Source organism: Roseicitreum antarcticum (genome assembly GCF_014681765.1).
Classification (GTDB): Bacteria; Pseudomonadota; Alphaproteobacteria; order Rhodobacterales; family Rhodobacteraceae; genus Roseicitreum; species Roseicitreum antarcticum.
Map to the genome: position 1 here is coordinate 1,327,619 of NZ_CP061498.1, position 14,368 is coordinate 1,341,986.

General features: G+C 66.4%; 13 protein-coding genes. 6 read left to right on the plus strand and 7 right to left on the minus strand.

All coding sequences use genetic code 11. The features are described from left to right. Positions 1-237 precede the first annotated feature (237 nt). The 4 genes from H9529_RS06335 (at position 238) to H9529_RS06350 (ending at position 4,826) form a co-directional block, all read left to right on the plus strand. The gene (locus H9529_RS06335) at positions 238-1,218 is read left to right on the plus strand and encodes a metal ABC transporter solute-binding protein, Zn/Mn family (RefSeq protein ID WP_092891049.1); all 981 of its coding nucleotides are present in this window, start codon (positions 238-240) and stop codon (positions 1,216-1,218) included. A gap of 427 nt (positions 1,219-1,645) precedes the next feature. After that, entirely contained in the window at positions 1,646-2,407 is a 762-nt protein-coding gene (locus H9529_RS06340) for a metal ABC transporter ATP-binding protein (protein WP_092891051.1), read from the plus strand. After that, positions 2,404-3,639: a metal ABC transporter permease gene (locus H9529_RS06345; protein WP_092891053.1), complete on the plus strand. Its 1,236-nt coding sequence runs from the start codon at positions 2,404-2,406 to the stop codon at positions 3,637-3,639. The genes H9529_RS06340 and H9529_RS06345 overlap by 4 nt, the downstream gene beginning before the upstream one ends. Further along, a complete protein-coding gene (locus H9529_RS06350) occupies positions 3,636-4,826 on the plus strand; it encodes a metal ABC transporter permease (protein ID WP_092891055.1) in 1,191 nt (396 codons plus the stop codon). The genes H9529_RS06345 and H9529_RS06350 overlap by 4 nt, the downstream gene beginning before the upstream one ends. A 137-nt stretch (positions 4,827-4,963) precedes the next feature. On the opposite strand, the gene pth is transcribed toward H9529_RS06350, so the two are convergent. Then, complete coding sequence (gene pth, locus H9529_RS06355) at positions 4,964-5,734, minus strand: aminoacyl-tRNA hydrolase (RefSeq protein WP_092891057.1); 771 nt, start codon at positions 5,732-5,734, stop codon at positions 4,964-4,966. Between the two features lie 136 nt (positions 5,735-5,870). Here pth and H9529_RS06360 point away from each other — a divergent pair, with 136 nt between their 5' ends. Further along, a complete protein-coding gene (locus H9529_RS06360) occupies positions 5,871-6,185 on the plus strand; it encodes an antibiotic biosynthesis monooxygenase family protein (RefSeq protein WP_092891058.1) in 315 nt (104 codons plus the stop codon). A gap of 40 nt (positions 6,186-6,225) precedes the next feature. Continuing rightward, a complete protein-coding gene (locus H9529_RS06365) occupies positions 6,226-6,900 on the plus strand; it encodes an FkbM family methyltransferase (RefSeq protein WP_176847191.1) in 675 nt (224 codons plus the stop codon). A gap of 376 nt (positions 6,901-7,276) precedes the next feature. Here H9529_RS06365 and H9529_RS06370 read toward each other — a convergent pair whose 3' ends face one another. From H9529_RS06370 to H9529_RS06395, 6 genes are all read right to left on the minus strand, one after another. Then, positions 7,277-7,900, minus strand: coding sequence for a 50S ribosomal protein L25/general stress protein Ctc (locus H9529_RS06370; RefSeq protein WP_092891062.1), 624 nt, complete (start codon positions 7,898-7,900; stop codon positions 7,277-7,279). Between the two features lie 279 nt (positions 7,901-8,179). Next, on the minus strand, positions 8,180-9,622 hold the full coding sequence (gene xylB, locus H9529_RS06375) for a xylulokinase (protein WP_092891064.1): 1,443 nt from the start codon (positions 9,620-9,622) through the stop codon (positions 8,180-8,182). A gap of 130 nt (positions 9,623-9,752) precedes the next feature. Continuing rightward, entirely contained in the window at positions 9,753-10,694 is a 942-nt protein-coding gene (locus tag H9529_RS06380; RefSeq protein WP_092891066.1) for an ABC transporter substrate-binding protein, read from the minus strand. A 30-nt stretch (positions 10,695-10,724) separates the two neighbouring features. Continuing rightward, entirely contained in the window at positions 10,725-11,711 is a 987-nt protein-coding gene (locus H9529_RS06385; protein WP_092891068.1) for an ABC transporter permease, read from the minus strand. Continuing rightward, complete coding sequence (locus H9529_RS06390) at positions 11,708-13,231, minus strand: sugar ABC transporter ATP-binding protein (RefSeq protein ID WP_176847193.1); 1,524 nt, start codon at positions 13,229-13,231, stop codon at positions 11,708-11,710. The genes H9529_RS06385 and H9529_RS06390 overlap by 4 nt, the downstream gene beginning before the upstream one ends. Continuing rightward, positions 13,228-14,367: a Gfo/Idh/MocA family protein gene (locus H9529_RS06395; protein WP_223814315.1), complete on the minus strand. Its 1,140-nt coding sequence runs from the start codon at positions 14,365-14,367 to the stop codon at positions 13,228-13,230. Before H9529_RS06395 ends, H9529_RS06390 begins: the two co-directional genes overlap by 4 nt. Position 14,368 lies beyond the last annotated feature (1 nt).

The window sequence follows — 14,368 nt, forward strand, 5'->3', positions numbered from 1 at the left end:
GCCTGCATGGATTGCCCTGCGTGTTGCACCGATGGCACGGCCAACGCTTCACCGGGGCAGTCTGCGGGCCTTGGCGCGCTGGCGTCAATGCTTTCGCCCAGCATCCTTGACCCCGCCGCCCCTTCCGGGGCGCCCGTTTCCCCCGAACGCCCGCGCAAGGGGCGTTTGGTTGATGGTTGACACCTCGCCAAATTGCGACTAATTCTCATTATCAAATAAGGTCCGAAAGGAGTGCCCATGCGACAGACCCTCACCCTCGTCCCGCTTATGGCTGCGCTGAGCGTCGCCGCCCCGGCGCGCGCGGCGGATACCGCGCCGTTGCAGGTTTTGGCGACGGTGGGCATGGTGGCCGATCTGGCGCAGCGCGTGGGGGGGGGCTGTGCCGAGGTCGAGGCGATGATGGGCGCGGGTAGCGATCCGCATCTCTATCAGCCCACGGCATCCGATGTGTCGAAACTGCAGGCGGCAGAGCTGATCCTTTATGTCCATCCGACGCTGGAGGCGCGGCTGGCCACGGTGCTGGAGCGTTTTTCACAGCGCACCCCCACGCTGGGGCTGGTTGCGGCGACCTATGGGCCCGATGACCTGCGCGCGGCGAGTGGCGGGATCGACCCGCATATCTGGATGGATGTTGCGCTGTGGTCGCGCATCGTGCCGGTGATTGCCGAGGCGATTGCCGAAGCGCGCCCCGACTGCCGCGCGATGCTGGACGCGCAGGCCGCAGCGCTGGGCGCGGAACTGGACGCGCTGCACGGGTGGGTCACGGCCAGCATCGGCAGCATCCCCGACGGCGCGCGCCAATTGGTCACCGCGCATGACGCGTTCGGCTATTTCGCCACCGCCTACGGGATGGACGCATCCGAGGGGATCGAAGGGATCTCGACCGAATCCGAGGCCAGCATCGGCGATATCCGCGAGGTTGCGCAATTCGTGGCCGAGATCCGCCTGCCGGCGGTCTTCGTGGAAACCACGATCAACCCGCGCACGGTCGAGGCGATGGTGGCCGAAAGCCGCGCGCTGGGGCATGAAGTGGCGATCGGCGGGGCGCTGTATTCCGACGCGATGGGCGCGCCGGGGATGGCGTCGGGCACCTATATCGGCATGATCCGGGCCAATACCGTGGCGATCACCACCGCGCTGGGCGGCACCCCGCCGCCGCTGCCCGGGGCGCTGGCAGGCTGGGCCGCATCATTTGCGGATGAGCTGGCGGGGCAATAGGGCCGTTGCAGGGGCTGGTGGCGCAGGGAATGACCCCGGCGCCGCGCAATCAGCCCGGGCACGCAATGGGCTGAAGCCGGTGCGGTGCGATGCCTTCGGAGCCAGCGCGCCCGGTCGCCAGCCCGGTCCTTGGCCGCCCGGTTGTTGGCAGCCCGGTTGTTGGCACAGTCGCCGGACCCGTGGACCGTCACGCCCGCCAATGTGCCGCCGGATACCTGCACCAACGGCTGGTACCTGCGCGCGACCGGCCTATAGTGCTGTGCAAAGCCCTGACGCTTCATGGTATGCGCTGGATATCGGGCGCTGTATCCTGGGCACCGTATCCTGGGCGCCGTGCTGACCGAACCGATGTCCGATCTGATCACCCACACCCTGGGCCCCCGACCCGACCACCCCGCCTGAAACCCCCTTCCCCCGCAGAGGCCCCATGCCCGACCAGACCCCGCACGAGCCGCAATTCGCCCTGCATGTCGAAGACCTGACCGTCACCTATGGTGCGGCGCCCGCGCTGTGGGACATTGACCTTGACGTGCCGCCGGGCGTCATGGCGGCGATCGTGGGGCCGAATGGATCGGGCAAATCAACCTTGCTGAAAACCGTGTTGGGGCTGGTGCGCCCGGTGGCGGGGCATGTGCGGCTGTTCGGCCACCCGATGCGCGGCATGCGGGGCCGGGTGGGCTATGTGCCCCAACGCTCTACCGTCGATTGGGATTTCCCGACAACGGCGCTGGATGTGGTCACCATGGGGCTTTACGCCCGCATCGGCTGGCTGCGCCGCCCGGGCCGCAGCCACCGCGCGCAGGCCATGGCCGCGCTGGAACAGGTGGGGATGCAAGATTTCGCCGCGCGCCAGATCAGCCAATTGTCGGGCGGGCAACAGCAGCGCGTCTTCATCGCGCGGGCATTGGTGCAAGATGCCGATATCTACTTCCTCGATGAACCCATGGCCGGCGTCGATGCCACGACCGAGGCGGTCATCATCGCCCTGCTGCAACGGCTGCGCGACGCGGGCAAGACGGTCATCGTGGTGCATCACGACCTGTCGACGGTGCAGCAATATTTCGACTGGCTGGTGATGCTGAACGTGCGGATCATCGCGCAGGGCGCGGTATCGCAGGTCTATACCGCCGAGAACCTGCGCCGCGCCTATGGTGGGCAATTGGCGCTGATCGAGACGCCCGCGCCATGATCGACATGCTGTCAAGTTCGTTGGTGCAGACCGTCGCGCTGGGCGCGGCGATCCTGGGCGTGATCTCGGGCACGTTGGGGGCTTTCGCGGTATTGCGGGGCCAAAGCCTGTTGGGCGATACGCTGAGCCATGCCGCCCTGCCCGGCGTCTGTCTGGGCTTCATGGTGGCGGGCACGCGGGATCTTGGCGCGGTTCTGGGCGGGGCCTTTGCCTCGGGCGGGGTGGCGGCGCTGGTGGTGCTGTTGATCGCGCGGCGCACGCGGCTGAAGACCGATGCGGCGCTGGGCGTGGTGCTGAGCGTGTTCTTTGCCATGGGCATCGTGCTGTTGACGCTGATCCAGTCGCGCGGCGGCGCTGCGGGGTTGGGCCTGTCCGGTTTCCTGTTCGGGCAGGCGGCGGCGATGCTGCAAAGCGATCTGTGGATCATGGGCGGGCTGACCGCGCTGGCGCTGATCCTGGTCCTGGCGCTGTGGAAAGAGTTCAAGCTGATCACCTTCGATCCGGTCTATGCCCGCAGCCTTGGGCTGCCGGTGCTGGCGCTGGAGGTCGCGCTGACGGTCATGGTGGCGCTGGCCATCGTGGTAGGCTTGCAGATGGTGGGCGTGATCTTGATGGTCGCGCTGCTGATCGCACCGGCGGCGGCGGCGCGGCAATGGACGCGGTCGCTTGGCGGGATGGTGATGCTGTCGGCGGCGTTTGGCGTGATCTCGGGCGTGGGTGGTGCGCTGATCAGCGCCACGGCGCGCGGGCTGTCCACGGGGCCGGTTGTGGTGTTGATCGCCACCGCGCTGGCGGCGGTGTCGATGCTGGCCGCGCCGGGGCGCGGGCTGATCTGGCAGGCCTGGGCGCGCGGCGTGCGGCGGCAGCGGCTGGACGCGGGGCGCGTCCTTCTGTCGGTGCGGGGGCTGAGTGCTGTGCATGACGATGTGCGCTATCCTACCGAACAGGGGATGCTGAAGGCGCTGCACGGGCATGGCACCGGGCGCGCGCTGTCACGGTTAAGCGCGCGGGGGCTGGTGCGGTCGGTCGCCCACCCGCCCGAGACGACGCCCCATTGGGAACTGACGAACGCAGGCCAACGCGCCGCCGACCGGATGGCAGAGACCGGCGACACCGGCGAGGACAGCGCGGCGGATGCGCGGACGGAAGCGCTGGCGGATGCGCCGACGGATGCGCTGGCGGATGCACCGACGGATGCAACGACGGATGCGCCGACGGAGGGACGTCGATGATCGCCGCGTTTTTCGACAACATCCCCGCCATGATCTTGCTGACCGGCGCGCTGGTTGCCGCGTCGGGCGCGCTGCTGGGCACGTTTCTGGTGCTGCGCGGCTCGGCCATGCTGACCGATGCGATCAGCCATTCCATCGTGTTCGGCATCATCATCGTCTGGCTGCTGACGGGCGCCACGGCGGGTATCATCCCGGTGCTGGGCGCGGCGCTGACCGGGGTTTTGACCGTGATCTTGTCCGAAGCGGTGACGCGGTCCGGCCTTGTGCGGTCGGACGCGGCGGTGGGGCTGGTGTTTCCGGCGCTGTTTGCGGCGGGCGTGATCCTCATCAGCCTGTTTGCGCGGGACGTGCATATCGACGTGGACACGGTGCTTTTGGGCGAGATCACGTTTGTCTGGCTCGATACGGTCGCGCTGGGCGGCGTGCCGGTGCCGCGCGCGGTGCTGACCCTGGCGATTGTCTTCGCGGTCAACCTGGGCTTCGTGCTGGCGCTGTGGAAGGAACTGAAGCTGACGGTGTTCGACCCTGCGCTGGCGGCCGCGCTGGGGTTCTTTCCCGCGCTGATCTTCTATGCGCTGTTGACGCTGACCAGCGTAACGGCGGTGGCCAGTTTCGATGCGGTGGGGGCGGTGTTGTTCATCGCCTTCGTGATCGTGCCGCCGGCCACGGCCTTCTTGCTGACGCGGCGGCTGGGGGTGATGGTGCTGCTGGCGGTGGGGTTCGGCGTCGCCTCGAGCGCGGCGGGCTATGCGCTGGCCGTCGCATGGGACGTGTCCATCGGCGGGATGATGGCCAGCATGACGGGGGTGTTCTTTACCGCCGCGCTGCTGTTTGCGCCGCGCGACGGGCTGATCGCCCAGACGCTGCACCGGCGCGTGCAAAAGCTGGACAACGATTGCATCACGCTGGTGGCGCATCTGTATACCCATCAAGACGATGCGAATGCCGCCGAGGAGAATACCGCGACCGCCCTGCACACCCATCTGCGCTGGCGCGCGCCGCGCGTGCAGGCGGCGCTGTTGCGCGCGCTGGACCGCGAAATGATCTGGCGCGAGGGGGAGCGGCTGCACCTGGCCCCCAAGGGCAGCGCGACCGCCCGGCAGATATTCGAGCCATGGGGCATGGGCGCCGACGGGAGCGAGGGCGGGTCCTCGCTGGCCCGGGACAGGGGCCGCGGCGACGCTTAGGGCTTCATTGCGCAACGGGGGCCGGGGGGCCGCGTCCGCCGCCTGAATCTGCCATTGCGGCCCTTGACTGCGTGTGTGCCGATGTCTCGCAGGTCCGCGACCGGGCACGGCCTCCTGACTGCCCCGGTGCGGTGCGGCTACCGGAAGCGGTCCATCAGCTTTTGCAGCGGTGATTTTTCCGGCGCGGGTTCGGGCTGTGGTTCCGCCTTGGGTTGGGAGGGCGCTGCCGGTTTGGGCTTTGGTTCAGCATCAGGTTTGGGTGCCGCGTTGGCCTTCGGACCCGAGGCCCCCTGCCCCGGCTTTCCGCGTGTGCCCGCGCCCTCGCCGCCCCCCGACCGCGCGGGGGCCACGCGGCGTGCCACGGCGTTCTGGAAACCCGGCCCGTCGCCCGCAGCCAGTGCCACCGCGCCGTCGGAGATGCCGCGCAGCAGGTCGTCCAGCCAGTCGGCATCCGCCTTGGCGAAATCATGCAGCACATATCCCGCCACGCGGTCCTTATGCCCGGGATGCCCGATGCCCAGCCGGACGCGGGCATAGTCCGGCGACAGGTGCTGGTGGATCGAGCGCAGGCCATTGTGCCCCGCGTGCCCGCCACCGGTCTTCAGCCGCAGCTTGCCGGGGGCCAGGTCAAGCTCATCGTGGAACACGGTCACCGCGCCCACCTCCAGCTTGAAGAACCGCGTGGCCTCGCCCACCGACTGGCCCGAAAGGTTCATGAAGGTCTGCGGTTTTTGCAGCGTGACGCGCGCACCACCCAGCGTCCCTTCGGCGCACAGGCCCTGAAACCGTGTCCGCCAGGGCGCGAAACCATGGTCTTGCGCGATCCGGTCCAGCGCCATGAACCCGATGTTGTGGCGGTTCTGCGCGTATTTCGCGCCCGGATTGCCCAAACCGACCCATAGCTGCATGCGCATTTCCTTTCATGACTGCCCCGCGCGCCCCTGCGACAAACGCCACCCCTGGGCGCGAGAGGGGTTGACCCGGCCCCCCTGATGCCGTGAATTGCCGGATAAATCCACCCCAAGGGGCAGCCGGGCATATATCATGTATCTGACGATCAACCGCTTCCGCATCAAGCCGGGGCAGGAAGACACCTTTGAAGCGATCTGGACCGGGCGCGACAGCCAGTTGCCCAAGATCAAGGGCTTTGCCAGTTTCCATCTGATGCGCGGCGAAAGCACCGCCGCGCACACCATCTATCTGTCGCACACGATGTGGCACAGCCGCGAGGATTTCGAGGCCTGGACCAAATCCGAGGCCTTCCGCGCCAGCCATCGCGGCGCGGGGGCGCATGGCGATATCTACCTTGGCCCGCCGGTGCTGGAAACCTATGCCAGCGTGCAGACCATCACTGCCTGAGCCTGATACCTGCAAAGGTTTCCCCATTGAAAGTGTTGCGGTGCCCGCCTTCACGCTGAACGACATCACCCTGGAGATCCCGGCGGAATGCCTTGGCAAAAACGTCACGGCCGCGCTGCAAAAGGGCACCTTCGAGCATGGCGAGGCGCGCGCGCTGTCCAGCCAGCTGCTGCCCGGCGACCGATTGCTGGAACTGGGATCGGGCACGGGCTACCTGGCCTGTCTGGCCGCGCGGATCATCGGCGGCAAGGCGATCACCGGGGTCGAGGCCTTTCCCCGCATGGCCGAGGTGGCGCGCGCCAATCTGGCCCGCAACAAGGTGGCGGGCGCGCAGATCCTGTGGGGGGCGGCGGTGCCCGACACCTATGCCGGGGCCAAGGTCAGCTTCAGCGCGCGGCAGGAATTCTGGGGGTCCTCCATCGTGGGGAACTGGGCCGACGCGGCCCCTGAGACGCAAGAAGTCCCCGCGCTGAAGATCGGCCCGCTGCTGGATGGCAGCCGGGCCACGGTGCTGTCGTGCGATATCGAGGGCGGCGAGCTGGCGCTGTTTGACCAGCCGCTGCCCGACCGGCTGCGCATGGTCATCATGGAAATCCATCCCCGGATCTATGGCAATGCCGGGACCAAACGCATCTTCGATGCGCTGTCGCGCAACGGGCTGACCTATTACCCCTACGGATCGCAGGGCCCGGTGGTGGTGTTTCAGCGGGTCTGAGGGGGGCGCTGCGGGCAAAAGCCTCGCCGCTATCGAAACCGGTGCTGCACGGCTGTTTTGCTGCGGCGCAGGTTAACGCTGGGTTACAGTGACAATTGACCCGGTGCCTTGCGACCTCTGGGGGATCCTATCCCAAGCCTGCGATATAACCCCACAATCCCGTGCCCAAGGCGCGGCCTGGCGGGCTGCGCCCTTTATTCCGGGCAAAAATGGTGGCGCGCAAAACGATTACGTGGTGGGGTGATCGCGGAACCTTTGGCGGGACTCTGGTGTCAGGCGGCGCGGAACAGGCGCGACAAACGTCAGGGGCATTGAACCGCACAAACAAAAACGGGGCCCGAAGGCCCCGCTTTCAATACTTTGCCGAAGCGCGCGATCACGCTTCTTCTTCGGCATCCTCGGCTTCATCCTCGGCACCCTCGGCCTTCAGGCCGCGCGGTGCGGTGACGTTGCCGATCACGAAATCACGGTCCACGGTCGCGCGGGTGCCGGCCGGAAGCTCGATGTTCGAGATGTGAATCACATCACCGATTTCGAGGCCCGTCAGATCGACGATCAGTTTCTCGGGGATGTCGGACGCGGTGACTTTCAGTTCGACTTCGGACCGCACGACGGTCAGCGTGCCGCCGCGTTTCAGGCCGGGACATTGTTCGTGGTTGATGAATTCCACGTTGATGAACAGGTTGATCCGGCTGGTACGGCGCAGGCGCATCAGGTCGACATGGGTCGGCAGACCCTTGACGACATCGCGCTGCACACCACGGCAGATCACCCGCACGTCGTCCTGGCCTTCAACCTTCAGGTTGAACAGGGTCGACAGAAAGCGGCCTGCTTTCAGGTTCTTGATCAGGTAGTTGTATTCAAAATTCAGCGGTTGCGGGTCGACGCCGCCGCCATAAACGATACCGGGTACAAGGTGCTCACGACGAGCTTGACGAGCGGCCCCCTTGCCTGTCCCCGTCCGTACCGCAGCTTGAAGATCAGGGATCTCACCAGCCATTGGACTCTCCATATGTCAAATTAAGGCCATCCTCCAAGGGTGCATGGCCATTTCCGAACCTGCGCGTTAGACCAGATTCGCCAGAAAGAAAAGGGCAAACCCGCAGGAAGCGCGTGAAAGACGCGCGCGGTCCGGGGCGATGATCCACACCAAGGACGGCGCAGGTCGGGGGCGCGCAGACGGCATCTGCCGCGAGCGGGCCGCCAATAGACGCCCCGGCCCAACGCCCCCGGCCCCGGCCCCGCGCCTCCGACCCAGCGCCCTACCGCGAACCGCCCCTCAGGCCAGCACTTCGTAGAGCCGCCTGAAGCGGGCATGCGCGTCCTGGAAGGCCGCGCGCAGCTTTGGTTCGGGCATGATCGTGCGGTCGGTCGGGGGCGGCGTGCATACCGTATCGGGGGTGGCTCCGGTGGCCGCCATCAGGCCCAGCCGGGCAGCGCCGAAGGCCGCGCCGAAATCGCCGCGCGCGGGCAGGTCGACGGGCATGTCGAGGGCGGTCGCAATCGCCTTGAGCCAGTAATCCGACTGCGATCCGCCGCCCACCGCCGTCACCCGCGCGATGTCCGCCCCGGCCGCGCGCAGCGCCGCAAGGTTGTCGGCCAGTGCGAAGGCCACGCCCTCCATTACCGCGCGGGTCAGGGCGGGGCGGTCCGCCTCGTGCCCCAGACCGGCGAAAGCGCCCCGGATGCGCGCGTCGTTATGCGGCGTGCGTTCGCCCGATAGGTAGGGCAGGAAGGTCACGCCGCCGGGCGGTTGCAGGGTGGTCCCTACCTCGCGGTCGAGCGCGGCGGCATCCATGCCGCAGATCCTGGCGTGCCAGTTCAGCGCATCGGTGGCCGACAAGATCACCCCCATCTGGTGCCAGCGCCCGGGCAGCGCGTGGCAAAACGCATGCACCGCGCTTTCAGGGCGCGGGCTGAAAGCGTCATTGGCGGCAAAGAGCACGCCCGAGGTTCCCAGTGACACAAAGGCCTGACCGGCGTGCACCATGCCCATGCCGATGGCGGATGCGGCGTTGTCGCCTGCCCCGCCCGCAACGGTAACTGGGCCGGTCAGCCCCCATTGCGCGCGCAGGTCGGCGCGCAGCTGCCCCGAGGGTTCGGACCCTTCGACCAGCCCCGGCATCTGATCGCGGGTCAGGCCGGTCGCGTCCAGCAGCGTGTCGGACCAGTCGCGCGCGCCGACATCCAGCCAACTGGTGCCCGAGGCATCGGACATTTCCGACACCCGGTCGCCGGTCAGCCACAGGCGCAGCGCGTCCTTCGGCAACAAGACACAGGCGGTCTGACGAAAGATCTCGGGTTCATGCCGCGCGACCCAGACGAGTTTCGGCGCGGTGAAGCCGGGAAAGACGATGTTGCCGGTCAGGGCGCGAAAATCGGGCTGGGCGTCCAGTTCGGCGGCCTCGGCGGCGGCGCGGGTGTCGTTCCACAAGATCGAGGGGCTCAGCGGCTGGTCCGCCTTGTCATAGAGCGTCGCACCGTGCATCTGGCCCGAGAGGCCGATGCCCCGAATGGCGGCGAATTCCGTGGGGTGCGCGGCCCTCAGCCCCGCAACCGCAGTTTCGGCCGCCGCGATCCAGTCGCCCGGCGGTTGTTCCGACCAGCCGGGATGCGGGCGCGCAACCGACAACTCGGCGCTGGCCGAGCCGATGATGCGCTGCCCCGCGTCGATCAGCAGCGCGCGCAGGCCCGAGGTGCCCAGATCAAGCCCGAGGTACATATGGCATCCTTTCGCAGGGTCGTGTGCGTGTGGAAGTGTATCGCGCAACCATCGCAATTCCAGAATTTCAGAAAATACCCATGGCCGGAAGGCCCGGCCATGGGGAGGTCATTGTGGGATCAGACCCGCATCAGAACGGGCTGTCGGGGTAGTAGAATTCTTCGGCATTTTCCTGGGTGACGAGCACCGAGCCGATGATGAATTCACCCGAGACGGGGGTCTGCGAGACCATGCCCAGCGCCGTCACCTCGATCGCCGAGGCGATCATCGAGGGCGGATAGGTCACGTTGGCAGGGATCATGCTGTCGCCTTCCATGGCGCGCTGGATCATCTCTTTCATGCCGGCACCGCCCAGAACGAACTGGATGTCATCGCGGCCCGCGGCCTCGATCGCGGCCAGAACGCCGATGGCCATGTCATCATCAGATGCCCAGACGGCGTCGATGTTTTCATGGCGCGACAGGAAGTCTTGCATCACCGTAAACGAGGTGTCGCGGTTCCAGTTGCCGTGCTCCATGCCCAGGATGTTGATGCCCGAGCCTTCGATCGCTTCCTCGAACCCGGCAACGCGCTCGTTGTCGATGGTGGTGGGGATGCCGCGCAGCACCACGATGTCACCGCCATCGGGCATCTGCGACGCCATGTATTCACCCGACACGCGGCCAAAGCCGGGGTTGTCGCCCGCGACATACAGATCTTCGATGCCTTCGACCGACAGGCCACGGTCCACAACCGTCACCCAGACGCCCGCATCGGCCACGGCCTGCACCGGGCCGGTCAGGGGTTCGGATTCGAACGGCAGCACCACCAGCGCGTCGATGTTGCGGGTGGCCAGCATGTCCTCGATGTCATTGACCTGACGCGAGGGGTCCGATGCAGTGGACAGCACGAAATCCAGTTCCGGATAGGTCGCTTCCAGCCGGGTGATCGCGGCCTGCGCGAAATAGTTCATGCCACCGGCCCAGCCATGGGTCGCGGCCGGGATCGAAACCCCGATGACCTTGGTTTCTTGCGCGAATGCCGGGGACACCAGCGCGGTGGACAGGGCAAGTGCGGATATCAGACGTTTCATGGTAACTCCTCCCAAGAGTGGTTGACCGGGTCACAGACCCGGCTTACGCCCCCGCTGCAAGATAACAGCGAGAATGATGATTGCCCCCTGAATGGCGCCATTCAGGTAAGGCGAAACGAAATCGGTCAGGTTGAGGATGTTGCCGATCAGGGTCAGGATCAGCACGCCGATCACGGTCCCCCAGACCCGGCCAAAGCCCCCCTTCAGCACGGTGCCGCCGACGATGACGGCGGCAATCGCCTCCAACTCCCACAAGAGCCCGGTGGCGGACGATGCCGAGCCAAGGCGCGGGACGTACATGATGGTGGCCACCCCAACCAGCAGACCCAGCATCACATAGGTCAGCAGCCGCACCCGCGCGACCCGCACGGCAGAATAGCGCGCGACCTGATCGTTCGACCCGATGGCGGCGCAGTGGCGGCCAAAGGCAGTGGCACGCATCAAGACCTCACCCACCACAACCACCAGCGCGAAGACGATGATGGGCCAGGACACGCCGAAGATGCCGCCGTAATAGACCGGCTGATAAAAGGTGCGCAGCGTGAAATCGAGGCTGAGCGTGCCGCCATCGGCAAGCCAAGTGACAAGGCTGCGGTAGATCCCCATGGACCCCAGCGTGACGATGAACGCCTCGATCCCCAGTCGGGTGATCAAGATGCCGTTGAGCAACCCGGCCACGATGCCCGCCAGCAGCGCCACCGCCATGCCCAGAAGCACGATGGGAATGCCCACGCCCAGCACCGGCAGCGCCGTGTTCATCACCAAGATCATCAGCCCCGCGATAAAGGCGGCCATGGACCCTACCGAAAGATCCAGCCCGCCTGCGGTAATCACAAAGGTCATGCCCACGGCAATGATCCCGATGAAGGCCGAGCGCGCAAGCACGTTCGAGATATTGTTCCAATCCAGAAAGTTGGAATTCATCAGCGCGCCCGCGATCACGAGGAGTATCAGTGCGAGGATCGGGCCGATCACGCCCATCGATACCTTGCGCGGCGCTTTTGCACTTGTGTTCATTCAGAGGTTTCCTTCTGGCGGTTGCCTGTCGCCGGAGCGGCCGCGCCGACCCCCATGGCAAGGCGCACGATGGCATCTTCGGTCATTTCCGGCCCGGCGAGTTCACCCGCGATCCGACCCTGGCGCATGACCAGCACGCGGTCGGCAAGGCCAATGACCTCTTGCATCTCGGACGAGATGACAATGATCGCGCGGCCCTCGGCGGCCAGTTTGCGAATGAACTGGTACATCTGCTGCTTGGTGCCGATGTCGATGCCGCGCGTGGGTTCGTCGATCACCAGGATGCCGGGATCGGACAGCATGATCTTTGCAAACAGCAGTTTTTGCTGGTTGCCACCCGACAGGCTGCCCACATCGACATCGCGGCTGCCGCGAATGTCGAAATCGGCCACGGCCCGGGTCAGGGCGGCGTCCTCGGCACGCTTGTCCAAAAGCCAGTTGGAAAAGCGGTGCAGCGCCTGCAGGGTCAGGTTTTCGCCCAGACCCTTTTGCAGCAACAGGCCCCGGGTCTTGCGGTCTTCGGTCAGGTAGGCAAGGCCCATGGCCAGCGCTTCCCACGGATGGCGGATGGTGACGGGCGCGCCGTCAATGCGCACGACGCCGTGCCCGGGGCGCAGGCCCGCCAACCCCTCGAACGTCTCGGTCCGGCCCGAGCCCATGAGGCCCGCGACGCCCAGGATCTCTCCCTTGCGCAGGGTGAAGCCGATGTCTTGCGCAAAGCCGGGCACGCGAAAACCCTCAACCTCCAGCGCCAGCGCGCCTTGGGTGGCGGTCTTGGGGGGGTAGAGGGTCGAGATTTCGCGGCCCACCATCGCCTCGGCCATCTGGTGTTCGTCCATGTCGCGGGCGGGCCCCGACCAGACGACCGCGCCGTCGCGCATGATGGTCAGATCATCGGCAATGGCCGAAACTTCGTCGAGCTTGTGCGAGGTGAACAGCACCGCCGTGCCGTGGTCGCGCAGGGCGCGCACCTGTTCCAGCAAAACCTCGGTTTCCGTGCGGGTCAGCACGGCGGTGGGTTCGTCCATGATCAAGATGCGGGTGTCACGCAGCAGGGCCTTGGCGATTTCCACCATCTGCTTGTCGGAATTCGACAGCGTGGAGATGACGCTGAGCGGGTCCACGTCGCAGCGCAGCCGGGCCAGCAATTCGCGCGATTTCGCGCGCATCGCGGCCTTGTCCAGTAACCAGCCGCGCCGCAATTCCGCGCCCAGAAAGATGTTTTGTTCCACGGTCAGTTGTTCGGCGAGGTTGAATTCCTGATGGATCAGGGAAATCCCCTGCGCCTCGGCCTGGCCCATGTCAGTGAAGGTGACGGGCGCGCCGTCCAGCAGCACGCGGCCGGCGCTGGGCGGCTGATAGCCCGTCATGATCTTCATCATCGTGGATTTGCCCGCGCCATTCTCGCCGATCAGCGCATGGACCCGGCCCGGGTGCAGCGCGATATCGACGCTGTGCAGCACCTCGATGGGACCAAAGCTGCGGCTGACCTGCGAGAGGGCGAGGATGGGTGTGCTCACAGCGATACCCATGCCGCGTTGTCGTTCGAGGACCGGATCGCGGCGGCGATGAAGCGCATGCCGTCCAGCCCCGCATCAAGCCCGGGCAACAGCGACAGGTCAGGGGCCTGCCCGGCATCCGCCGCACGGATGGCGTCAGCTGCCCCCGCGTAGATATTGGCGAAACCTTCCAGATACCCCTCTGGGTGGCCGCCGGGGATGCGCGAAACGGCATTGGCCGCGTCGCCCGCCCCTGCCCCGGCCCGGGTCAGCAGGCGCTTGGGTTCGCCAAACGGGGTGAACCACAGGTAATTCGGGTCCTCCTGCGCCCATTCCAGCCCGCCCTTTTCGCCGAAAACCCGCAGACGCAGGCCGTTTTCGCAGCCCGGCGCGACCTGAGACGCCCAGAGCATGCCGCGCACCCCACCGCCAAAGCGCAACAGCATGTGCGCATTGTCATCAACCCGGCGCCCGGGCACGAAGGTTTGCAGATCGGCGGCAAGGCTTTCGACCTTCAAACCGCTGACGAAGCACGCAAGATTGTGCGCATGGCTGCCAATGTCGCCGATGCAGCCGCCCGCGCCCGACCGTGCGGGGTCGGTGCGCCATTCGGCCTGTTTGTTGTCCCCTGTCAACTCGGACGCCTCGGTCAGCCAGTCCTGCGGGTATTCCACCTGCACGACACGCAGCGCGCCCAGATCACCCGCCGCGACCATGGCACGCGCCTGACGGATCATCGGATAGCCGGTGTAATTATGCGTGAGGATAAACAGCGCCTTTGCCTGACCGACCGCCGTGGCCAGTTCTTCGGCCTGCTCCATCGTGGCGGCCAGCGGCTTGTCGCAGATGACATGGATGCCGTGTTTGAGGAATTCGATCGCAGGCCCGGCATGCATGTGGTTTGGCGTAACGATGGACACGGCCTGAATGCCGTCCGGGCGCGCAGCCTCGGCGTTGGCCATTTCGGCGTAGCTGCCATAGCAGCGGTCCGGCGAAAGGCCCAGCGCCTGCCCGCTATCGCGCGATTTCTCGGGCGTCGAGGAAAGCGCCCCGGCCACCAGATCGAACTGCCCGTCGATGCGCGCGGCGATGCGGTGCACACCACCGATAAAGGCATCCTTGCCGCCGCCGACCATTCCAAGACGAATTTTATCCATA